The organism is Ornithinimicrobium kibberense, from assembly GCF_006519705.1.
In the GTDB taxonomy this organism is placed as follows: domain Bacteria; phylum Actinomycetota; class Actinomycetes; order Actinomycetales; family Dermatophilaceae; genus Ornithinicoccus; species Ornithinicoccus kibberensis.
In genome coordinates this window covers 77,641-95,955 of the sequence record NZ_VFXM01000014.1, presented here as the reverse complement: position 1 = coordinate 95,955, position 18,315 = coordinate 77,641, and the positions used below count along the sequence as shown (strand labels likewise).

31 protein-coding genes are annotated in these 18,315 nt (G+C 70.3%); all 31 read right to left on the bottom strand.

From position 1 onward, the window contains the following. Positions 1–314: 314 nt before the first annotated feature. The 31 genes from FJR00_RS12855 to rplD all read right to left on the bottom strand — a co-directional run bounded on the left by FJR00_RS12855 (position 315) and on the right by rplD (position 18,311). Positions 315–1,298 carry a zinc-binding dehydrogenase gene (locus tag FJR00_RS12855; RefSeq protein ID WP_141339060.1) on the bottom strand — a complete coding sequence of 328 codons (984 nt, stop codon included), beginning with the start codon at positions 1,296–1,298 and terminating at the stop codon, positions 315–317. A 10-nt stretch (positions 1,299–1,308) separates the two neighbouring features. After that, positions 1,309–2,175: a tRNA pseudouridine(38-40) synthase TruA gene (truA, locus tag FJR00_RS12850; protein WP_141339059.1), complete on the bottom strand. Its 867-nt coding sequence runs from the start codon at positions 2,173–2,175 to the stop codon at positions 1,309–1,311. A gap of 98 nt (positions 2,176–2,273) precedes the next feature. Continuing rightward, entirely contained in the window at positions 2,274–2,978 is a 705-nt protein-coding gene (gene rplQ, locus FJR00_RS12845) for a 50S ribosomal protein L17 (protein ID WP_083663916.1), read from the bottom strand. Between the two features lie 31 nt (positions 2,979–3,009). Next, the gene (locus FJR00_RS12840; RefSeq protein ID WP_075956883.1) at positions 3,010–4,032 is read right to left on the bottom strand and encodes a DNA-directed RNA polymerase subunit alpha; all 1,023 of its coding nucleotides are present in this window, start codon (positions 4,030–4,032) and stop codon (positions 3,010–3,012) included. A gap of 171 nt (positions 4,033–4,203) precedes the next feature. Further along, complete coding sequence (rpsD, locus tag FJR00_RS12835; RefSeq protein WP_075956884.1) at positions 4,204–4,812, bottom strand: 30S ribosomal protein S4; 609 nt, start codon at positions 4,810–4,812, stop codon at positions 4,204–4,206. A gap of 27 nt (positions 4,813–4,839) precedes the next feature. After that, the gene (gene rpsK, locus FJR00_RS12830; protein ID WP_075956885.1) at positions 4,840–5,244 is read right to left on the bottom strand and encodes a 30S ribosomal protein S11; all 405 of its coding nucleotides are present in this window, start codon (positions 5,242–5,244) and stop codon (positions 4,840–4,842) included. 109 nt (positions 5,245–5,353) lie between these two features. Further along, on the bottom strand, positions 5,354–5,731 hold the full coding sequence (gene rpsM / locus FJR00_RS12825; RefSeq protein WP_075956886.1) for a 30S ribosomal protein S13: 378 nt from the start codon (positions 5,729–5,731) through the stop codon (positions 5,354–5,356). Between the two features lie 213 nt (positions 5,732–5,944). Continuing rightward, complete coding sequence (gene rpmJ, locus FJR00_RS12820; protein ID WP_022925314.1) at positions 5,945–6,058, bottom strand: 50S ribosomal protein L36; 114 nt, start codon at positions 6,056–6,058, stop codon at positions 5,945–5,947. A gap of 88 nt (positions 6,059–6,146) precedes the next feature. After that, a complete protein-coding gene (gene infA, locus FJR00_RS12815; protein ID WP_022925313.1) occupies positions 6,147–6,368 on the bottom strand; it encodes a translation initiation factor IF-1 in 222 nt (73 codons plus the stop codon). Between the two features lie 111 nt (positions 6,369–6,479). After that, positions 6,480–7,346: a type I methionyl aminopeptidase gene (gene map / locus FJR00_RS12810; RefSeq protein ID WP_141339058.1), complete on the bottom strand. Its 867-nt coding sequence runs from the start codon at positions 7,344–7,346 to the stop codon at positions 6,480–6,482. 15 nt (positions 7,347–7,361) lie between these two features. Beyond that, positions 7,362–7,940: an adenylate kinase gene (locus FJR00_RS12805; protein WP_141339057.1), complete on the bottom strand. Its 579-nt coding sequence runs from the start codon at positions 7,938–7,940 to the stop codon at positions 7,362–7,364. Then, positions 7,940–9,265, bottom strand: a complete 1,326-nt coding sequence (secY, locus tag FJR00_RS12800; protein ID WP_075956889.1) for a preprotein translocase subunit SecY — start codon at positions 9,263–9,265, stop codon at positions 7,940–7,942. The genes FJR00_RS12805 and secY overlap by 1 nt, the downstream gene beginning before the upstream one ends. Before the next feature lie 234 nt (positions 9,266–9,499). Then, entirely contained in the window at positions 9,500–9,973 is a 474-nt protein-coding gene (gene rplO, locus FJR00_RS12795; RefSeq protein WP_141339056.1) for a 50S ribosomal protein L15, read from the bottom strand. Between the two features lie 2 nt (positions 9,974–9,975). Then, positions 9,976–10,158 carry a 50S ribosomal protein L30 gene (gene rpmD, locus FJR00_RS12790; RefSeq protein WP_141339071.1) on the bottom strand — a complete coding sequence of 61 codons (183 nt, stop codon included), beginning with the start codon at positions 10,156–10,158 and terminating at the stop codon, positions 9,976–9,978. Beyond that, on the bottom strand, positions 10,158–10,835 hold the full coding sequence (gene rpsE / locus FJR00_RS12785) for a 30S ribosomal protein S5 (RefSeq protein WP_075956891.1): 678 nt from the start codon (positions 10,833–10,835) through the stop codon (positions 10,158–10,160). The genes rpmD and rpsE overlap by 1 nt, the downstream gene beginning before the upstream one ends. A 30-nt stretch (positions 10,836–10,865) precedes the next feature. Further along, the gene (gene rplR, locus FJR00_RS12780) at positions 10,866–11,240 is read right to left on the bottom strand and encodes a 50S ribosomal protein L18 (RefSeq protein WP_141339055.1); all 375 of its coding nucleotides are present in this window, start codon (positions 11,238–11,240) and stop codon (positions 10,866–10,868) included. Between the two features lie 3 nt (positions 11,241–11,243). After that, positions 11,244–11,783, bottom strand: coding sequence for a 50S ribosomal protein L6 (gene rplF, locus FJR00_RS12775; RefSeq protein ID WP_141339054.1), 540 nt, complete (start codon positions 11,781–11,783; stop codon positions 11,244–11,246). Between the two features lie 22 nt (positions 11,784–11,805). Beyond that, positions 11,806–12,204 carry a 30S ribosomal protein S8 gene (gene rpsH / locus FJR00_RS12770; RefSeq protein ID WP_075956894.1) on the bottom strand — a complete coding sequence of 133 codons (399 nt, stop codon included), beginning with the start codon at positions 12,202–12,204 and terminating at the stop codon, positions 11,806–11,808. 124 nt (positions 12,205–12,328) lie between these two features. Next, positions 12,329–12,514 (bottom strand): type Z 30S ribosomal protein S14, encoded by a 186-nt coding sequence (locus FJR00_RS12765; protein WP_075956895.1) that lies wholly within the window; start codon positions 12,512–12,514, stop codon positions 12,329–12,331. A 2-nt stretch (positions 12,515–12,516) separates the two neighbouring features. Further along, on the bottom strand, positions 12,517–13,110 hold the full coding sequence (gene rplE / locus FJR00_RS12760) for a 50S ribosomal protein L5 (RefSeq protein ID WP_075956954.1): 594 nt from the start codon (positions 13,108–13,110) through the stop codon (positions 12,517–12,519). 5 nt (positions 13,111–13,115) lie between these two features. After that, entirely contained in the window at positions 13,116–13,463 is a 348-nt protein-coding gene (gene rplX, locus FJR00_RS12755) for a 50S ribosomal protein L24 (RefSeq protein WP_075956896.1), read from the bottom strand. 3 nt (positions 13,464–13,466) lie between these two features. Beyond that, positions 13,467–13,835 carry a 50S ribosomal protein L14 gene (gene rplN / locus FJR00_RS12750; RefSeq protein ID WP_075956897.1) on the bottom strand — a complete coding sequence of 123 codons (369 nt, stop codon included), beginning with the start codon at positions 13,833–13,835 and terminating at the stop codon, positions 13,467–13,469. A 76-nt stretch (positions 13,836–13,911) separates the two neighbouring features. Beyond that, entirely contained in the window at positions 13,912–14,256 is a 345-nt protein-coding gene (rpsQ, locus tag FJR00_RS16555) for a 30S ribosomal protein S17 (RefSeq protein ID WP_269087294.1), read from the bottom strand. Between the two features lie 2 nt (positions 14,257–14,258). Next, complete coding sequence (rpmC, locus tag FJR00_RS12740) at positions 14,259–14,516, bottom strand: 50S ribosomal protein L29 (RefSeq protein WP_075956898.1); 258 nt, start codon at positions 14,514–14,516, stop codon at positions 14,259–14,261. Next, complete coding sequence (gene rplP, locus FJR00_RS12735; RefSeq protein ID WP_141339053.1) at positions 14,516–14,935, bottom strand: 50S ribosomal protein L16; 420 nt, start codon at positions 14,933–14,935, stop codon at positions 14,516–14,518. Before rplP ends, rpmC begins: the two co-directional genes overlap by 1 nt. Then, the gene (gene rpsC, locus FJR00_RS12730) at positions 14,935–15,798 is read right to left on the bottom strand and encodes a 30S ribosomal protein S3 (RefSeq protein ID WP_141339052.1); all 864 of its coding nucleotides are present in this window, start codon (positions 15,796–15,798) and stop codon (positions 14,935–14,937) included. The genes rplP and rpsC overlap by 1 nt, the downstream gene beginning before the upstream one ends. Then, positions 15,798–16,166, bottom strand: coding sequence for a 50S ribosomal protein L22 (gene rplV / locus FJR00_RS12725; RefSeq protein WP_075956899.1), 369 nt, complete (start codon positions 16,164–16,166; stop codon positions 15,798–15,800). The genes rpsC and rplV overlap by 1 nt, the downstream gene beginning before the upstream one ends. 26 nt (positions 16,167–16,192) lie before the next feature. Further along, entirely contained in the window at positions 16,193–16,474 is a 282-nt protein-coding gene (rpsS, locus tag FJR00_RS12720; protein ID WP_075956900.1) for a 30S ribosomal protein S19, read from the bottom strand. A gap of 17 nt (positions 16,475–16,491) precedes the next feature. After that, positions 16,492–17,322 (bottom strand): 50S ribosomal protein L2, encoded by an 831-nt coding sequence (gene rplB / locus FJR00_RS12715; protein ID WP_075956901.1) that lies wholly within the window; start codon positions 17,320–17,322, stop codon positions 16,492–16,494. Between the two features lie 36 nt (positions 17,323–17,358). After that, entirely contained in the window at positions 17,359–17,658 is a 300-nt protein-coding gene (gene rplW, locus FJR00_RS12710) for a 50S ribosomal protein L23 (RefSeq protein ID WP_075956902.1), read from the bottom strand. Next, on the bottom strand, positions 17,655–18,311 hold the full coding sequence (rplD, locus tag FJR00_RS12705; protein WP_075956956.1) for a 50S ribosomal protein L4: 657 nt from the start codon (positions 18,309–18,311) through the stop codon (positions 17,655–17,657). Before rplD ends, rplW begins: the two co-directional genes overlap by 4 nt. Positions 18,312–18,315 lie beyond the last annotated feature (4 nt).

Genomic DNA, 18,315 nt, shown 5'->3' with positions numbered 1-18,315 from the left:
CACACCACCAGAAACCCACACAACCGTGCAAGCCTCATCCGGGGCAACCTCTCCAGCGTACCCGATCCGCGCTCCGCCTCCAAATCCGCTCTGCGGACGAGATGAGGTGGGGGGCGACCAGGGGGCTGGTCCGCCGCTCCGCTTGCGCGGTGCGGCGAGGGGATACATTACACAGACCGGGCGGCCAGGTCCAAATCGGACCTGCGGACCCGGAGCGGGAGCGCAGGTCGGCGGGGACGAGGATCGGTCCCGGACGGGCGTTCCCGCAGGTCAGCCGCCCTCGTGGGCCGCCCCCTCGGCCGGTGGCCGGCAGCTCAGGACCCTGCGCGCACCGTGATGCCGACCTTCCCGCGGACGTCCCCCGAGGCGAGGTGCGCGAGCGCGTCGGCGGTGCGCTCCAACGGATACGTGCTGTCCACCGCCGGGCGCAGTCCGGCCGTCTCCACGAAGCGGCACAGCCCACGGAGCTCGTCCAGGGTGCCCATGGTCGACCCCACCACACGGAGCTGCTTGAAGAAGATCTTCGTCAGCTCGGCCTTCTCAGGCGCATCGCCTGAGGTCGCACCGCAGATCACCACGGTGCCGCCCGGCCGGAGCGCGTTGATCGAGTGCGACCACGTCGCGGCGCCGACGCTCTCGAGGACGGCGTCCACCCGCTGCGGCAGCCGCTCCCCGCTCTCGAAGGCACGTGCGGCGCCGAGCTCGACGGCCGCCCTGCCCTTCTCCTCGTCCCTGCTGGTCACCCACACGGTCAGGCCGGCGGCGGACCCGAGCTGGACGAGCGCGGTCGCCACCGCGCCCCCGGCCCCCTGGACCAGCACGGTGTCCCCCGGACGGACCCCGGCGTTGCGGAAGAGCATGCGGTAGGCCGTGAGCCAGGCCGTGGACAACGCCGCCGCCTCGACGGGTGACAGGTGGGCCGGCATGGGGGCCCAGCTTCCGTCGGGGACGGCCACCTGCTCGGCCAGCGTCCCCTGGTGCAGCTCCGAGAGCAGGGTCCGGCGCGGGTCGAGGGTGATGTCCCCGGTCCAGCCGGGGGTCCCGGAGATCACCGGCAGCACCACGACCGGCCCGTCCTCGGGGTGGTCCGCCACGGCGTCGCACCCCAGGGTCATCGGCAGCCGGTCCGCCGGCAGGCCCACGCCCTTGAGCGACCACAGGTCGTGGTGGTTCAGGCCCGCGGCGACGACGCCGAGCACCGTCCACCCGGGTCGGGCCTCCGGCTCGGGCCGGTCCCCCACCACGAGCCCGCTCAGGGGGTCCTCGGCGTTGATGGCGTCGACGTAGGCAGCCAGCATGGCCCCCAACCTAGCGTGCGTCGCCTCCCGGCCGGTGGACCGGTCCCCGCAGGGCCCGGGCCTCGTCGGCACGGGACTCCAGCCCCTCCCGGGTGGACGGGTAGTCGATCTGCTCCAGGCACAGCCCGTGGGCGGGCATCACCTGCACGCCCGGGTCGCGCACCCGGCCGTCCAGCACCTCGCGCGGCCAGGCCCCTGACCGCCGCCCCTCCCCCACCGGGACCAGGCCCCCGACGAGGGCCCGGACCATGCTGTGGCAGAAGGCGTCCGCCACGAGGGTGGCCCGGACCGTCCCGTCGGCCTCGCGCGTCCAGTCGAAGGACTGCAGCTGGCGGACCGTGCTCGCCCCCTCGCGCGGCCGGCAGTAGGCGGCGAAGTCGTGCAGCCCCACGAGCGTCTCGGCCGCCGCGGCCATCGCGTCGACGTCCAACGGTCGTCGCCAGACCACGGTGTCCCGCCGCCTCAGGGGGTCCAGACGCGGCGGGTCGTCGCAGATCCGGTAGGTGTACCGGCGCCCCGTCGCGGAGAAACGCGCGTCGAACACCGCCGGCACCTCCGCCGCCCGCCGGACGACGACATCGGGGGGAAGCACCCCACGGAGCCTGCTCACCAGGGCCTCCGACGGCGTCCGTCCCGACCGCCCCGGGACCGCCGCCCACGCGTGGGGATCCACGTCCAGGTGGCAGACGGACCCGCGCGCGTGCACCCCGGCGTCCGTGCGTCCCCCTACGGTCAGCCGGACGTCGGGAGCGCGCAGCACGGTGGCCAGGGCCCGACCGAGCTCGTCCTCGACCGTCCGGCGACCGGGCTGACGGGCCCAGCCGGAGAAGTCCGTCCCGTCGTAGGCCAGATCGATCCTGATGCGCACGCGTCCCATCCTGCCCTGCCCTTCTCCTCGGGACGACGAAGGCCGCCCACCCCGGATCGGGATGGGCGGCCTCGAGGTCGCGCGTCAGCGCGGGGAGGGGACGGACCTCACTTGGAGGTGTCGTCCTCCTCGGTCGCGTCGGCGGCGGGCTCCTCGGCGTCGTCGGCGCCGCCGGAGACCATGGCGGCCTCGGTGGTGTCGTCGGCCGTCTCGTTCTCGCTCACCTCGGCGACCTCACCGGCCGCGGCGACGTCCGCGCCCTGCTCGGCGGCGCTGTCCGCGGCCTCCACCTCGGCCTGGGTCTGCTCGACCTCGGCGGCGTCGTCGGTGGTGGGCTCCTCCGCCGCCAGCTCGGCGTCGGTGATCGCCGCAGCGTCGGCCTCGGCGGCCTTGCGGTCCTTGGCGGACCGCTTGGTGGCGCCCTCGGCCTGGGTCACGACCGCCTTGCGGGCGACGGGCTCCCGGACCAGCTCGATCACGGCCATCGGAGCGTTGTCGCCCTTGCGGGGGGCGATCTTGGTGATCCGGGTGTAACCGCCCTCGCGGTCGGCCATGTCCGGGGCGATCTCGGTGAACAGGCGGTGCACGACCCCCTTGTCCCGGATGGTGCTCAGGACCTTGCGGCGGTTGTGCAGGTCACCGCGCTTGGCGAAGGTCACCAGGCGCTCGGCCAGCGGCCGGAGGCGGCGTGCCTTGGGCTCGGTGGTGGTGATCCGGTCGTGCTCGAACAGGGCGGTCGCCAGGTTCGACAGCATGAGGCGCTCGTGGGCGGCTCCGCCGCCGAGGCGCGGGCCCTTCTTGGGTGCAGGCATGAGAATGACTCCTGGGGTGAAAAATTCGGTATCAGTACTGCTCGTCCTCGACGAAGGCGGCGTCGCCGTCGTCGTCGTAGGACCCGTCCTCGTAGGAGCTCGCACCCTCGAACCCGGGCGGGCTGTCCTTGAGCGCCAGGCCCATCTCGGCCAGCTTGTCCTTGACCTCGTCGATGGACTTGGCGCCGAAGTTGCGGATGTCCAGCAGGTCCGCCTCGCTGCGGCCGACGAGCTCGCCCACCGAGTGGATGCCCTCGCGCTTGAGGCAGTTGTAGGAGCGGACGGTCAGGTCCAGCTCCTCGATCGGCAGCGCCAGGTCGGACGCCAGCGCGCCGTCCCCGGCGGAGGGACCGATCTCCACGCCCTCGGCCTCGGTGTTGAGCTCACGGGCCAGGCCGAAGAGCTCCACCAGGGTCTTGCCGGCCGAGGCCATGGCGTCGCGGGGGCTGATCGAGCTCTTGGTCTCGACGTCGACCACGAGGCGGTCGAAGTCGGTGCGCTGCTCGACACGGGTGGCCTCGACCTTGTAGGTCACGGCCAGGACCGGGGAGTAGATCGAGTCGACCGGGATCCGGCCGATCTCCTGCTCGCCGGACTTGTTCTGCTGGGCCGAGACGTAGCCACGACCGCGCTCGACGGTCATCTCGATCTCGATCGTGCCGGACTCGTTGAGCGTGGCCAGGTGCAGGTCGGGGTTGTGCACCTCGACCCCGGCGGGCGGGGCGATGTCGGCGGCGGTGACCGCGCCGGCGCCCTGCTTGCGCAGGTACATCACGACCGGCTCGTCGTGCTCGCTGGAGACGACCAGGCGCTTGAGGTTGAGGATGATCTCGGTGACGTCCTCCTTGACCCCGGGGATCGTGGAGAACTCGTGCAGCACGCCGTCGATCCGGATGCTGGTCAGCGAGGCGCCCGGGATGCTCGAGAGCAGGGTCCGGCGCAGGGAGTTGCCGAGGGTGTAGCCGAACCCGGGCTCGAGCGGCTCGATGGAGAACCGGGAGCGGGAGTCGGTGACGACCTCCTCGGAGAGGATGGGGCGCTGTGCGATGAGCACTGTTCATGTCCTTTCCACGGGCGACCGCTATATGACGCCTCGTGAGTCCGCCGGCCCGAAGGGCCGGCTGTCGGGACCGCCTCGGTCCGTGGTCCCGACGGCGAGGGGGCAGGTATGACGAGGGACGCCATACCTGCCCGCTCAGGTGTCCCGGGGGCGGGCCCCCGGGGATCAGTTCTTCGAGTAGAGCTCGACGATCAGCTGCTCGGTGAGGATCGTGTCGATCTGCTCACGGGTGGGCAGCTGGTGGATGAGGATCGTCAGCGAGCCGGGCAGCACCTTCATCCAGGCCGGGACCGGGCGGTCGCCGTAGGTCTCGCGCGCCAGCTGGAAGGGGAAGGTCTCCACCGACTGCGGGCGGACCTCGATGATGTCGTACTTCTCGACGCGGTAGGACGGGACGTCCACCCGGCGGCCGTTGACCATGAAGTGGCCGTGGGTCACCAGCTGGCGGGCCGCACGACGGGTGCGGGCCAGACCGGCGCGGTAGACCACGTTGTCGAGGCGGGACTCGAGGATGACGAGCAGGTTGGCACCGGTCTTGCCGGGGCGGCGCGCGGCCTCCTCGTAGTACCGACGGAACTGCTTCTCCATGACGCCGTAGGTGAAGCGGGCCTTCTGCTTCTCCTGCAGCTGGGTCAGGTACTCCTTCTCCTGCGACCGGCGGCGGCCGTGCTGCCCCGGGGGGAAGGGACGCAGGTCGAAGTTCTTGTCGCCGCCGACGAGGTCGACCTTGAGCCGGCGGGACTTCTTGGTGATGGGTCCGGTGTAACGGGCCATGTCTGTTTACCTAGATCCTTCCGGGGCTCAGTTGCGGCGCTTCTTGGGCGGGCGGACGCCGTTGTGCGCCTGGGGCGTCACGTCGTTGATCGTCCCGACCTCCAGGCCGGCGGCGGTCAGCGAACGGATGGCCGTCTCGCGGCCCGAGCCCGGACCCTTGACGAAGACGTCCACCTTGCGCATGCCGTGCTCCATCGCACGACGGGCGGCGGCCTCGGCAGCCATCTGCGCGGCGTAGGGGGTCGACTTGCGCGATCCCTTGAAGCCGACCTGGCCCGAGGAGGACCAGGCGATGACGGCCCCGGTGGGGTCGGTGATGGTGATGATGGTGTTGCTGAACGTGCTCTTGATGTGGGCGTGCCCGACGGCGACGTTCTTCTTCTCCTTGCGGCGCACCTTGCGCGCGCCGGCCTGACGGCTCTTGGGGGGCATTGTCTCTCCTGACGAGGAAGCTGTTCTCTAGGCGTGGGGCGAACGGGCCGGACACGGGGTCCGGGGCGCAGCCCCAGCGGGGGCAGTCGGGGACGGGGCCCCCGACCGGTTACTTGCCGGCCTTCTTCTTGCCGGCGACGGTGCGCTTGGGGCCCTTACGGGTCCGCGCGTTGGTCTTCGTGCGCTGACCGTGCACCGGGAGGCCGCGGCGGTGCCGCATCCCCTGGTAGCTGCCGATCTCCACCTTGCGGCGGATGTCGGCGGCCACCTCACGGCGCAGGTCGCCCTCGAGGCGGTAGGCGCCCTCGAGGTGGTCACGCAGAGCGACCAGCTGCTCCTCCGTCAGGTCCTTGACGCGGGTCGACGGGTCCACACCCGCGGCCGCCAGCGTCTGGTCGGCGCGGGTGCGACCCACGCCGAAGATGTACGTGAGGGCGACCTCGACGCGCTTGTCGCGCGGGAGGTCGACACCGATGAGTCGTGCCATGTGGCAGATGCTCCTAGGAATCGTGCGAGAGTCTGGCGCAGCACCGGTCCGCATCCTCTGAACTGGGCCGGAGCCCGCGGTCCCCGGCTCTCGCGGCCGGGGGTGACGTCCCGTGTCGACGGGGGTCGGGTGCTGCTTGCTGCTTCGGTATGAAGTTGTGTCGCTCTTCTCGACGTGGCGGGAAGCCCTGCGAGCCGTGCGGTCGTGCTCTGCTCAGCCCTGGCGCTGCTTGTGGCGCAGGTTGTCGCAGATCACCATGACCCGGCCGTGGCGGCGGATCACCTTGCACTTGTCGCAGATCTTCTTCACGCTCGGCTGAACCTTCATGGCCTGCCTGCTTTCGGATCTTCGGGTGGTGGATGTGGTGCGGGTGCAGCGGGGCCCGTCCCTGCCGTGACCGGCAGGGCCCGGGACGTCAGCGGTAGCGGAAGACGATGCGTCCACGGGTGAGGTCGTACGGGCTGAGCTCCACCACGACCCGGTCCTCGGGGAGGATCCGGATGTAGTGCTGACGCATCTTTCCGGAGATGTGGGCCAGCACAACGTGTCCGTTGGTCAGCTCCACCCGGAAGTTCGCGTTCGGAAGGGCTTCGACTACCGTGCCCTCGATCTCGATGACGCCGTCCTTCTTCGCCATGTCCTCCACTTTTCGCGTGACTGCACTGCGTCGACCCAGTCCGGGCCGACGCACCATCGTACGGGAACCGGGCAAGGGAAGGCCAATCCGCCTGGCGGACGGGCAGGGCGGTCAGTCCGCGAGCGGGGCGAAGGGGGCCCCGCGGGCGCGCAGCTGCTCCTCTCCGCCGTCGTGCGCGGTCAGCACCCACAGCCCGGCGTCGGTGACGGCCACCGTGTGCTCCCAGTGCGCGGCCCTGGACCCGTCGGTGGTGACGACCGTCCAGTCGTCGTCCAGCGTGCGGGTCTCGATCGTGCCGAGCGTGACCATCGGCTCGACGGCGAACGTGGCTCCGGAGGGCACGGTGGGGCCGGTCGAGGTCACGGCGTAGTTCGGGACGTGGGGGTCCATGTGCATCTGCCGGCCGATCCCGTGGCCGACGTAGTCCTCGAGGATCCCGTAGGCGGACACCCCCTGATCGGCGCGCCGCGGGAGGGCCGACTCGACGGCCGCCTCCACGGCGTCTCCGACGGCGTACAGCCGGCCGCCGGCGCGCAGGGCCGCGATCCCGTCCCACAGGGCGTCCTCGGTGTCGTCCATGAGGGCGAGGTCCTCGGGCCGCCCCCGGTCCCGTCCACCGACGACGAGGGTGATCGCGGCGTCGCCGTGCCACCCGTCGACGATCGCGCCGCAGTCGACCGAGAGCAGGTCACCCTCCTGAAGGACCCGCGTCCCCGGGATCCCATGCACGACCTCGTCGTTGACCGACGTGCACAGGCTCCCCGTGAAGCCGTGGTAGCCGAGGAAGCTGGGCTGGGCGCCGGCGGAGCGGATGAGCTCCTCCGCGGCGGCGTCGAGCTCGCCGGTGCTGACCCCGGCGGCCGCACGTCCTCGGACGAGGGCGAGGGTGTCGGCCACGACCAGCCCGGCGCGACGCATGGCGCGCAGCTGGTCGGGCGTCTTGGCCTCGATGGAGGAACGACGACGGAAGAGCGACATCGGGAGCGCCGCGGGTCAGGACCGGCCGGCCGAGGAGGGCAGGACCGCCTCGATCCGCGCGGTGACCTCCTCGACGGTCCCCATGCCGTCGACCACCTGGAGCAGCCCCCGGTCGCGGTAGACGGCCGCCAGCGGGGCGGTCTCCTCGGCGTAGATCCGCATCCGTTCCCGGATGACGTCCTCGGTGTCGTCGGCCCTGCCCTGCTCCTGAGCCCGCGCCAGCAGCCGCCCGACCACCTCGTCGGTGTCCACGGTCAGCTCGACCACGGCGTCCAGGGCGGTGCCCTGCTCGGCCAGCATCGCGTCCAGGGCCTCGACCTGGCCGGTCGTGCGCGGGTACCCGTCCAGGAGGAACCCCTGGGCGGCGTCGGGCTCGGCGAGGCGGTCCCGCACGATGGCGTTGGTGATCTCGTCCGGGACGTAGCCGCCGGAGGCCGTGATCTCCTTGACCTGCAGCCCCAGCGGCGTCTCGTTCTTGATGTTGGCGCGGAAGATGTCGCCGGTCGAGATGGCCGGGACGCCGTGGGCGGCGGACACCAGGGCGGCCTGGGTGCCCTTGCCGGCACCGGGAGGACCGAGCATGATCAGACGCATCAGCGGAGGAACCCTTCGTAGTCGTGCTGCTGGAGCTGGGACTCGATCTGCTTGACCGTCTGCAGACCGACACCCACGATGATGAGGATCGAGGCGCCGCCCAGCGGGAAGTCCGCCACCTGGAGCGCGTTGAACGCGATCAGCGGGATGAGGGACAGCCCCGCCAGGTAGAGGGCACCCGGGGTGGTGATCCGGTTGATCACGTACTCAAGGTACTCGGCCGTGGGCCGGCCCGCACGGATGCCCGGGATGAACCCGCCGTAGCGCTTCATGTTGTCCGCCACCTCGGTCGGGTTGAAGGTGACGCCGACGTAGAAGAACGTGAAGAAGATGATCATCGCCACGTAGAGCAGCATGTACACCCAGTGCGTGCCCTGACCGGTCATCCCCATGGACAGGTAGCGGTCCACGAAGGTCACCCACTCGGGCGCCTGCTGGGCCGGGTCCGTGGGACGGGCGAAGTTCCCGGCCAGCTGCGGCAGCATGAGGATCGAGCTGGCGAAGATGATCGGGATGACGTTGGCCATGTTGAGCTTGAGCGGGATGTAGGTCGAGGTGCCGCCGTACTGGCGGCGGCCGATCATCCGCTTGGCGTACTGCACCGGGATCCGGCGCTGGCACTGCTCGACGTAGACGACGGCGGTGATGATGGCCAGCCCCATGAGCATGACGAGCACGAAGGTCGTCACCGACTTCTGGTAGATGACCGACAGCGAGGAGGGGAAGGTCGCCGCGATCGAGACGAAGATCAGCAGGGACATCCCGTTGCCGACCCCCTTCTCGGTGATCAGCTCGGCCAGCCACATGATCAGGCCGGTGCCGGCGGTCATCGTCAGCACCATGAGGACCAGCACCGGGATGCTGTCGTCGGGCATCACCGTGGTGCAGGTGCCGCCGAACAGCCGGGCCGGGTCGCGGGCGATCACCACCAGCGTGGAGGCCTGCAGCACCGCCAGCCCGATCGTCAGGTAGCGGGTGTACTGCGTCATCTTCGTCTGCCCGGCCTGCCCCTCCTTCTTCAGCTCCTCGAAGCGGGGGATGACCACGGTCAGCAGCTGGGTGATGATGGCGGCCGTGATGTAGGGCATGATGCCCAGCGCGAAGATGGACAGCTGCATCATCGCGCCGCCGGAGAAGAGGTTGGCCATGCCGAGCACGCTGCCCGCGGCCGTCGCGTTCTGCTGGCACTGCTGGACCAGGCCGTAGTCGATGCCCGGGCTGGGGATGTGCGTTCCCAGGCGGTAGATCGCCATGATCGCGAGCGTGAAGAGCAGCTTGGTGCGCAGGTCCGGGGTCCGGAACGCACGCACGAAGGCGGAGAGCATAGGGAGGGTCCTCCTGTGGTCCCCGGGGCACGTCGTGCCCGGGGGCGGACTGGCGCCGGGTGCGGGCGTGATCGCCGACGACGATAACACCCGGCGCTGGGGGTGGGAACGGCCGGACCGGGGCGCCCGGCCCGCCGAACGCGTCGGGCCCCGGGCCGCTGACAGCGACCCGGGGCCCGACGTGTGGGGGGCGGGGCGAGCGAGGTCGCCCCGCGGTTCCCCGCGGGGAAAGGCTCAGGCCTCGGTGGCGCTGCCGCCGGCGGCCTCGATCTTCGCCCTGGCCGAGGAGCTGAACCGGGTGGCGGTGACGTCGACCTTCACGTCGATCTCGCCCTCCCCCAGCACCTTGACCGGCTGGTTCTTGCGGACCGCACCGCGGGCCACGAGGTCCTCGACGGTCACGGTCCCGCCCTGGGGGAACAGCGCCGCGATGTCGGCGACGTTGACGACCTGGAAGGTCGTCTTGAACGGGTTCTTGAACCCGCGCAGCTTCGGCAGCCGCATGTGCATGGGGGTCTGGCCACCCTCGAAGGTCTCGGGCACCTGGTAGCGGGCCTTGGTGCCCTTGGTGCCACGACCGGCGCTCTTGCCCTTGGACGCCTCGCCACGCCCCACGCGGGTGCGGGCGGTGCGGGCCCCCGGGGCGGGGCGCAGGTGGTGGACCTTCAGCGCGGCGCCACCCTCGGTGGGCTTCGTGCTGTCAGCCATGGTCAGTCAACCTCCTCGACGGTCACCAGGTGGGCGACCGTGCGGACCATCCCGCGGAACTCGGGGCGGTCCTCCTTGATGACGGTGTCACCGATGCGCTTCAGGCCGAGGCTCCGAACCGTCTCCCGGTGCATGTGCTTGGTGCCCACCGTCGACTTGGTCTGGGTCACCTTCAGACGTGCCATCACGCACCTGCCTTCTGCTCGGCACGCGCGGCGGCGCGAGCACGGAGCATGGCCGCGGGAGCCACGTCCTCGACGGACTTGCCCCGTCGGGCGGCCACGGCCTCCGGCTGCTCCAGCCCCTTGAGGGCGGCCACGGTGGCGTGCACGATGTTGATCGAGTTGTCCGAGCCGAGCGACTTGCTCAGCACGTCGTGGATGCCCGCGCACTCCAGGACCGCACGCACCGGACCACCGGCGATGACACCGGTACCGGGGCTGGCCGGCCGGAGCATGACCACGCCTGCGGCGGCCTCGCCCTGGACCGGGTGCGGGATGGTGCCGCCGATGCGGGGGACGCGGAAGAAGTTCTTCTTCGCCTCCTCCACGCCCTTGGCGATCGCCGCGGGCACCTCCTTGGCCTTGCCGTAGCCGACACCGACGGATCCGTCGCCGTCACCCACCACGACGAGCGCGGTGAAGCTGAACCGACGGCCGCCCTTGACGACCTTGGCCACGCGGTTGATGGTGACGACCCGCTCCAGGTACTGGTTGCGGTCGTCGTCACGGCCCCCGGAGCGCCGCGAGTCGCGGTCGCGTCCGGTGCTGCGGTTGTCGCGGTTGCCGCCCCGACGGTTGTCGCGGGCGTCGCCGGCGGTGTTGCTGTCGCCGGTGCCGCGGCGCTGGAAGTCACCAGCCATGGTTGTTCCTCTTTCCGTTCGTCGGGGTGGTCACAGGGACAGGCCGGACTCGCGGGCGCCGTCGGCGATCGCGGCGACGCGACCGGCATACCGGTTGCCGCCGCGGTCGAAGACCGCGGAGTCCACGCCGGCCGCCTTGGCACGCTCGGCGAGCAGCTCGCCCACGCGCCGGGCCTTGGCGGTCTTGTCACCCTCGAGCGCGCGCAGGTCGGCCTCCATCGTCGAGGCGGAGGCCAGCGTGCGGCTCGCGGTGTCGTCGACCAGCTGGACGAAGACGTGGCGCGAGGACCGGTTGACGACCAGGCGGGGGCGCTCGGCGGTGCCGGTGACCCGCTTGCGCAGGCGCACGTGGCGACGGTTGCGCGCCGCGAGCTTGGTCTTGGAACGCTTGACGATCTGTGCCATGGCTTACTTACCAGCCTTTCCGACCTTGCGGCGGATGTGCTCACCCTCGTAGCGCACGCCCTTGCCCTTGTAGGGGTCCGGCCTGCGCAGCTTGCGGATGTTCGCAGCGACCTCGCCGACCTGCTGCTTGTCGATGCCCGTGACCGAGAACCGGGTGGGGTTCTCGACCGCGAAGGTGATCCCCTCCGGGGCCTTGATCAGGATCGGGTGCGAGTAACCGAGGGCGAACTCCAGGTCGCTGCCCTTGGCGGTCACGCGGTAACCGGTGCCGTGGATCTCGAGCTTCTTGGTGTAGCCGTTGGTCACACCCTCGACCATGTTGGCGATGAGGCTGCGCGTCAGGCCGTGACGGGAGCGCGAGTCGCGCTCGTCGTCGGGACGGGAGACCTGGAGGGCCCCGTCCTCGGCCTTGGCCACGGAGATGGGCTCGACCACGTCGAGCGCCAGCTGGCCCTTGGGGCCCTTGACGATGACGGTGGACCCGTCGATGGTCACGTCCACACCCGAGGGGATGGTGACGGGGAGTCGTCCGATACGAGACATGTCTGTGGAGCTCCTTCCCTGCTCACCAGACGTAGGCGAGGACTTCCCCACCCACGCCCTTCTGGGCCGCCTGCCGGTCCGTCAGCAGACCGGAGGACGTGGAGATGATCGCCACGCCCAGGCCGCCGAGGACACGAGGCAGGTTGGTGGACTTGGCGTACACGCGCAGGCCCGGCTTGGACACCCGGCGGACGCCGGCGATGGAACGCTCACGGTTCGGCCCGTACTTCAGGTCGATGACGAGCGTGCTGCCAACCTCGGCCTCCTGCTCGGACCAGGAGGCGATGTAGCCCTCGGCCTTGAGGATGTCGGCGATGTTGGACTTGAGCTTGGAGTACGGCATGCGGACCTGGTCCTTGTGCGCCGAGTTGGCGTTCCGGATCCGGGTCAGCATGTCCGCGATCGGGTCGGTCATGGTCATGGGGCTTCAGGCCCTTTCTCATCGCGGTTTCCCCACGGCCGGCGGAGCCGGTCGGGCGACCTTCGATGTTCCAGGTGGTGCGTGATGAGGTTTCGGGTATGCCGTGCGTCAGCGCTGCCGACGGTCACCAGCTCGACTTGGTCACGCCGGGCAGCTCGCCGGCGTGCGCCATCTCGCGCAGGCAGATCCGGCACAGGCCGAACTTGCGGTAGACCGAGTGGGGCCGGCCGCACCGCTGGCAGCGGCTGTAGGCGCGGACCTTGAACTTCGGCTTGCGGTTGGCCTTGTTGACGAGTGCGGTCTTCGCCATGGTCAGTTCTCCTTGAACGGGAAGCCCAGCCGCTTCAGCAGCGCCCGGCCCTCGTCGTCGGTGGTGGCGGTGGTCACGACCGTGATGTCCATGCCGCGGACCCGGTCGATCCTGTCCTGGTCGATCTCGTGGAACATGGACTGCTCCGTCAGACCGAAGGTGTAGTTGCCGCGACCGTCGAACTGCTTGGGCGAGAGCCCGCGGAAGTCGCGGATGCGCGGCAGCGCCAGGGACAGCAGCCGGTCGAGGAACTCCCACATGCGGTCGCCGCGCAGCGTGACGTGCGCGCCGATCGGCATGCCCTCGCGCAGCTTGAACTGCGCGATGGACCGGCGGGCCTTGGTCACCGAGGGCTTCTGCCCGGTGATGGTGGCCAGGTCGCGGATGGCGCCCTCGATCAGCTTGCTGTCGCGGGCCGCCTCGCCGACGCCCATGTTCACGGTGATCTTGACCAGGCCGGGCACCTGCATGACGTTGCCGTAGCCGAACTCCTCGACCAGCGCCGGCTTGATCTCGTCGGCGTAGCGCTGCTTGAGGCGCGGCGTGGGGCGGGCCTCGGGGGCCGCGTCCTGGGTCTCGTTGATGGTGTCAGTCATGTCGCTCACAGGTCCTTACCCGAGCGCACCGCAACGCGGCTGCGCACCGTCTTGGTCCGACCGTCCTCCTGCTCGACGGTCTCGACGCGGGTGCGCACACGGGTGGGACGCTTGTCCTCGGGGTCGACCACCATGACGTTGGACACGTGCACGGCAGCCTCCTGGACCTGGATCCCTCCGGTGCTGACACCGCGGTCGCCGCCGGCGCGGGTGTGCTTGGTGATGCGGTTGACGCCTTCCACCAGCACCCGGTCGGTGTCGGTGTTGACGGCGATGACGCGGCCCTGCAGGCCCTTGTCCTTGCCCGCGATGACCTGCACGAGGTCGTTCTTCTTGATCTTCATCTTCGCCATGGCTCAGATCACCTCCGGCGCGAGCGAGACGATCTTCATGAACTTCTTGTCACGCAGCTCGCGGCCCACCGGGCCGAAGATGCGGGTGCCCCGAGGGTCACCGTCGGTCTTGAGGATCACCGCTGCGTTCTCGTCGAAACGGATGTAGCTGCCGTCGGGCCGACGGCGCTCCTTGCGGGTGCGCACGACGACCGCCTTGACGACGTCGCCCTTCTTGACGTTGCCGCCGGGGATGGCGTCCTTGACGGTGGCCACGATGGTGTCCCCGATGCCTGCGTAGCGGCGGCCGGAGCCACCGAGCACGCGGATGCACAGGAGCTCCTTGGCACCGGTGTTGTCGGCGACGCGAAGTCGCGACTCCTGCTGGATCACTGTTCGTTCTCCTAGGTGCCGGCTGGTTCTCGCCCCGGGGGGCCGAGCCTGGCCGAACGTTGTGGACGGTTGTTGCTTACTTGGCCTTCTCGAGGATCTCCACCACGCGCCAGCGCTTGGTGGCGCTGAGCGGGCGGGTCTCCATGATGAGGACGCGGTCGCCGACGCCGGCCGTGTTGGCCTCGTCGTGCGCCTTCACCTTGTGGCTGCGACGCATGACCTTGCCGTAGAGGGCGTGCTTGACGCGGTCCTCCACGACGACCACCACGGTCTTGTCCATCTTGTCGCTGACCACCAGGCCCTGACGGGTCTTGCGGTAGTTGCGGTCGCCGCCGTGGCCCAGGGCGCTCTCGTCGGGCTGGTGCGCCTCGACGGTCGGCTCCGGGGTGGCCTCGACCTCGGTCGTGGTGTTCTCGCTCATCCTCAGCCCACCTTCTCGCTGGTCTCGGTCTGGACGGCCTCGCGGCCGATGCCGAGCTCACGCTCGCGCATCTCGGTGTAGATCCGTGCGATGTCCCGACGGACGGCGCGCAGGCGGCCGTGGTTGTCCAGCTGGCCGGTGGCCGACTGGAACCGGAGGTTGAACAGCTCCTTCTTGGCCTCGGCCAGGGCGTCGGCCAACGGGCCGTCCTCCAGGCCGCGGAGCTGCTCGGGGGTCAGGTTCGAGGAACCGAGTGCCATCAGATGTCACCACCCTCACGCGTGACGAAGCGGGCCTTCATGGGAAGCTTGTGCATCGCCAGCCGGAGCGCCTCGCGGGCGATCTCCTCGGAGACGCCGGAGAGCTCGAACATGACGCGGCCCGGCTTGACGTTGGCGACCCACCACTCGGGCGAGCCCTTGCCGGAACCCATGCGGGTCTCTGCCGGCTTCTTGGTCAGCGGACGGTCGGGGTAGATGTTGATCCACACCTTCCCGCCTCGCTTGATGTAGCGGGTCATGGCGATACGGGCCGACTCGATCTGCCGGTTCGTGACGTAGGCGGGCTCCAGGGCCTGGATGCCGTAGTCGCCGAAGGCGACGGTCGTGCCGCCCTTGGCCATGCCGCTGCGCTTGGGGTGGTGCTGCTTGCGGTGCTTGACGCGACGCGGAATCAACATCAGGACTGCTCTCCCTCGGTGGTGGCAGGGGCGGCCTCCGTCGCCGCGGCGACGGGAGCCTCGGTGGGGGCGCCCTCGGCGGCTGGGGTCTCCTCGCGGCGCGGGCCACGCCCGCCACGGCGGTCGGCCCCCCGGTCGCCGCGGGGGCCACGCTCGGGACGGTCGCCCCGACGCCGGTCGCCACGGGGGCGCTCGGCCTGGGCCTCCTCGCGGGCCAGCTCCTTGGCGGTCAGGTCGCCCTTGTAGATCCAGACCTTCACGCCGATGCGGCCGAAGGTCGTCTTGGCCTCGTAGAAGCCGTAGTCGATGTTCGCCCGGAGGGTGTGCAGGGGCACGCGGCCCTCGCGGTAGAACTCCGAGCGCGACATCTCGGCACCGCCGAGGCGGCCCGAGACCTGGATCCGGATGCCCTTGGCGCCGGCGCGCAGGGACGACTGCAGGCCCTTGCGCATGGCGCGCCGGAAGGTCACGCGGGCAGCGAGCTGCTCGGCGACGCCCTGGGCGACGAGCTGGGCGTCGACCTCGGGGTTCTTGACCTCCAGGATGTTCAGCTGGACCTGCTTGCCGGTGAGCTTCTCGAGCTCGCCGCGGATGCGGTCGGCCTCGGCGCCGCGGCGGCCGATGACGATGCCGGGGCGCGCGGTGTGGATGTCGACCCGCACGCGGTCCCGGGTGCGCTCGATCTCGACCTTGGAGATGCCGGCGCGGTCCATGCCCGTGGACAGGAGGCGGCGGATGGCCACGTCCTCCTTCACGTAGTCGCGGTAGCGCTGACCCGGCTTGGTCGAGTCGGCGAACCACCGGCTGCGGTGGTCCGTCGTGATGCCCAGGCGGTAGCCGTTCGGGTTGATCTTCTGCCCCATCAGCGGGCACCTCCCTTGTGGGTACGCGGAGCGACGATCACGGTGATGTGGCTCGTCCGCTTGTTGATGCGGCTGGCGCGGCCCTGGGCGCGCGGCCGGAACCGCTTCATCGTCGGACCCTCGTCCACGTACGCGGACGAGACCACGAGCTCGCTCTCGTCGAAGGCGGTGCCCGTCTGGTCGGCGGCGAACCGCGCGTTGGCCACGGCGCTGTTGAGCACCTTGAGCACCGGGTCGCTGGCGCTTTGCGGCGCGAACCGCATGAGCGCGACGGCCTCGGGGATGCTCTTGCCGCGGATCAGGTCGACCACGCGGCGCGCCTTCATCGGCGTCACGCGGACGAACCGGGCCTGCGCCCTGGCTTCCATGGTCTGTCCTTCGCTGGTAGTGGTGCTCAACGTCGGCGGCCCTTCTTGTCGTCCTTCTCGTGACCCTTGAACGTGCGGGTCGGAGCGAACTCGCCGAGCTTGTGGCCGACCATCGACTCGGTCACGAAGACCGGGACGTGCTTGCGGCCGTCGTGCACGGCCAGCGTGTGGCCGAGCATCTCGGGGGTGATCATCGACCGGCGGGACCAGGTCTTGATGACGTTCTTGGTTCCGGCCTCGTTCTGGGCGTCCACCTTCTTGGTGAGGTGGTCGTCGACGAACGGGCCCTTCTTCAGGCTGCGAGGCATCTGTCGTTACTCCTAGCTCAGCGCTTCTTGCCGCGACGACGCACGATGAGCTTGTCGCTGGGCTTGTTGGGCTTGCGGGTGCGGCCCTCGGGCTGACCCCACGGGCTGACCGGGTGCCGGCCGCCGGAGGTCCGGCCCTCGCCACCACCGTGCGGGTGGTCGACCGGGTTCATCACGACACCGCGGACGGTGGGGCGCTTGCCCTTCCACCGCATCCGGCCCGCCTTGCCCCAGTTGATGTTGCTCTGCTCGGCGTTGCCGACCTCGCCGACGGTGGCGCGGCAGCGCGCGTCGACGTTGCGGATCTCCCCGGAGGGCATGCGCAGCTGCGCCATCTTGCCCTCCTTGGCGACCAGCTGGACGCGGGTCCCGGCGGACCGGGCGATCTTGGCGCCGCCACCGGGCCGCAGCTCGATGCAGTGCACGACGGTGCCGACCGGGATGTTGCGCAGCGGCAGGTTGTTGCCGGGCTTGATGTCGGCGGAGGGACCGTTCTCGATCACGTCGCCCTGGCGCAGCTTGTTCGGCGCGATGATGTAGCGCTTCTCGCCGTCGGTGTAGTGCAGCAGCGCGATGCGGGCGGTGCGGTTCGGGTCGTACTCGATGTGCGCGACCTTGGCGTTGACGCCGTCCTTGTCGGCCCGGCGGAAGTCGATCACGCGGTAGGCACGCTTGTGGCCACCACCGATGTGGCGGGTGGTGATCCGGCCGGAGGCGTTGCGGCCGCCGGTCTTGCTCAGCGGGCGGACCAGCGACTTCTCCGGCGTGGTGCGGGTCACCTCGACGAAGTCCGCCACGCTGGAACCGCGTCGGCCCGGCGTCGTCGGCTTGTACTTACGGATAGCCATGTGGGTTGCAGTCCTTTAGCTCTAGACCCTCGGCGCTCAGAGCGTGCCGAAGATGTCGATGGTGCCGTCCTTGAGCGTGACGATCGCGCGCTTGACGTCCTTGCGGCGGCCCGTGCCGAACCGCGTGCGGCGCGACTTGCCCGGGCGGTTCAGGGTGTGGACCGAGGAGACCTTGACGCCGAAGACGTTCTCGACGGCCTTCTTGATCTCGGACTTGTTGGCGCGCGGGTCGACCAGGAAGGTGTACTTGCCCTGGTCCAGCAACGCGTAGGACTTCTCGGAGACGACCGGCGACAGCAGGATGTCGCGGGGGTCCTTCTGCACGGGGGTGCTCACTTCTCCTCCTCGGTGGCCGGGGCGGCCGTGCCGGCGCGGGACACGTAGGCGTCCAGCGCGGCCTGGGTGAAGACCACGTCGTCGGCGCACAGCACGTCGTAGGTGTTGAGCTGGTCGACGAAGAGCACGTGCACGTCGGCGAGGTTGCGCAGGCTCTTGAGCCCGACCTCGTCCGCACGGTCGATGACCACCAGCAGGTTGGGCCGCTCGGTCAGGCCCGACAGGGCCGCCCAGGCGGCGCGGGTCGAGGGGGCCTCCCCCTCCACCAGGGCGGACAGGACGTGGATGCGTCCGTGGCGGGCCCGGTCGGACAGGGCGCCGCGCAGCGCGGCGGCCTTCATCTTCTTGGGCGTCCGCTGGGCGTAGTTGCGCGGCTGCGGGCCGTGGACGATGCCACCGCCGGCGAACTGCGGGGCGCGCACCGAGCCCTGGCGGGCGCGGCCGGTGCCCTTCTGGCGGTAGGGCTTGCGCCCGCCGCCGCGGACCTCGCCGCGCGTCTTGGTGGCGTGCGTGCCCTGGCGGGCGGCGGCGAGCTGGGCCACGACGACCTGGTGGATCAACGGCACGTTGGTCTGCACGTCGAAGAGCTCGGCGGGCAGCTCCACGGTGCCCGCCTCACCGCCGGTCGGCTTGGTGATGGAGACAGTCGTCATCGAG

Coding starts and splice junctions, on each gene's coding strand:
- FJR00_RS12855 (WP_141339060.1), bottom strand. CDS start 1,298: ATGCTGGCTGCCTACGTCGACGCCATCAACGCCGAGGACCCCCTGAGC.
- truA (WP_141339059.1), bottom strand. CDS start 2,175: ATGGGACGCGTGCGCATCAGGATCGATCTGGCCTACGACGGGACGGAC.
- rplQ (WP_083663916.1), bottom strand. CDS start 2,978: ATGCCTGCACCCAAGAAGGGCCCGCGCCTCGGCGGCGGAGCCGCCCAC.
- rpsD (WP_075956884.1), bottom strand. CDS start 4,812: ATGGCCCGTTACACCGGACCCATCACCAAGAAGTCCCGCCGGCTCAAG.
- rpsK (WP_075956885.1), bottom strand. CDS start 5,244: ATGCCCCCCAAGAGCCGTCAGGCCGGCGCGCGCAAGGTGCGCCGCAAG.
- rpsM (WP_075956886.1), bottom strand. CDS start 5,731: ATGGCACGACTCATCGGTGTCGACCTCCCGCGCGACAAGCGCGTCGAG.
- rpmJ (WP_022925314.1), bottom strand. CDS start 6,058: ATGAAGGTTCAGCCGAGCGTGAAGAAGATCTGCGACAAGTGCAAGGTG.
- infA (WP_022925313.1), bottom strand. CDS start 6,368: ATGGCGAAGAAGGACGGCGTCATCGAGATCGAGGGCACGGTAGTCGAA.
- map (WP_141339058.1), bottom strand. CDS start 7,346: ATGTCGCTCTTCCGTCGTCGTTCCTCCATCGAGGCCAAGACGCCCGAC.
- FJR00_RS12805 (WP_141339057.1), bottom strand. CDS start 7,940: ATGCGTCTGATCATGCTCGGTCCTCCCGGTGCCGGCAAGGGCACCCAG.
- secY (WP_075956889.1), bottom strand. CDS start 9,265: ATGCTCTCCGCCTTCGTGCGTGCGTTCCGGACCCCGGACCTGCGCACC.
- rplO (WP_141339056.1), bottom strand. CDS start 9,973: ATGGCTGACAGCACGAAGCCCACCGAGGGTGGCGCCGCGCTGAAGGTC.
- rpmD (WP_141339071.1), bottom strand. CDS start 10,158: ATGGCACGTCTGAAGGTGACCCAGACCAAGTCGACGGTGGGCACCAAG.
- rpsE (WP_075956891.1), bottom strand. CDS start 10,835: ATGGCTGGTGACTTCCAGCGCCGCGGCACCGGCGACAGCAACACCGCC.
- rplR (WP_141339055.1), bottom strand. CDS start 11,240: ATGGCACAGATCGTCAAGCGTTCCAAGACCAAGCTCGCGGCGCGCAAC.
- rplF (WP_141339054.1), bottom strand. CDS start 11,783: ATGTCTCGTATCGGACGACTCCCCGTCACCATCCCCTCGGGTGTGGAC.
- rpsH (WP_075956894.1), bottom strand. CDS start 12,204: ATGACCATGACCGACCCGATCGCGGACATGCTGACCCGGATCCGGAAC.
- FJR00_RS12765 (WP_075956895.1), bottom strand. CDS start 12,514: ATGGCGAAGACCGCACTCGTCAACAAGGCCAACCGCAAGCCGAAGTTC.
- rplE (WP_075956954.1), bottom strand. CDS start 13,110: ATGACTGACACCATCAACGAGACCCAGGACGCGGCCCCCGAGGCCCGC.
- rplX (WP_075956896.1), bottom strand. CDS start 13,463: ATGGCGAAGATGAAGATCAAGAAGAACGACCTCGTGCAGGTCATCGCG.
- rpsQ (WP_269087294.1), bottom strand. CDS start 14,256: ATGAGCGAGAACACCACGACCGAGGTCGAGGCCACCCCGGAGCCGACC.
- rpmC (WP_075956898.1), bottom strand. CDS start 14,516: ATGGCACTCGGTTCCTCGAACCTGACCCCCGAGCAGCTCCGCGGCCTG.
- rplP (WP_141339053.1), bottom strand. CDS start 14,935: ATGTTGATTCCGCGTCGCGTCAAGCACCGCAAGCAGCACCACCCCAAG.
- rpsC (WP_141339052.1), bottom strand. CDS start 15,798: ATGGGGCAGAAGATCAACCCGAACGGCTACCGCCTGGGCATCACGACG.
- rplV (WP_075956899.1), bottom strand. CDS start 16,166: ATGGAAGCCAGGGCGCAGGCCCGGTTCGTCCGCGTGACGCCGATGAAG.
- rpsS (WP_075956900.1), bottom strand. CDS start 16,474: ATGCCTCGCAGCCTGAAGAAGGGCCCGTTCGTCGACGACCACCTCACC.
- rplB (WP_075956901.1), bottom strand. CDS start 17,322: ATGGCTATCCGTAAGTACAAGCCGACGACGCCGGGCCGACGCGGTTCC.
- rplD (WP_075956956.1), bottom strand. CDS start 18,311: ATGACGACTGTCTCCATCACCAAGCCGACCGGCGGTGAGGCGGGCACC.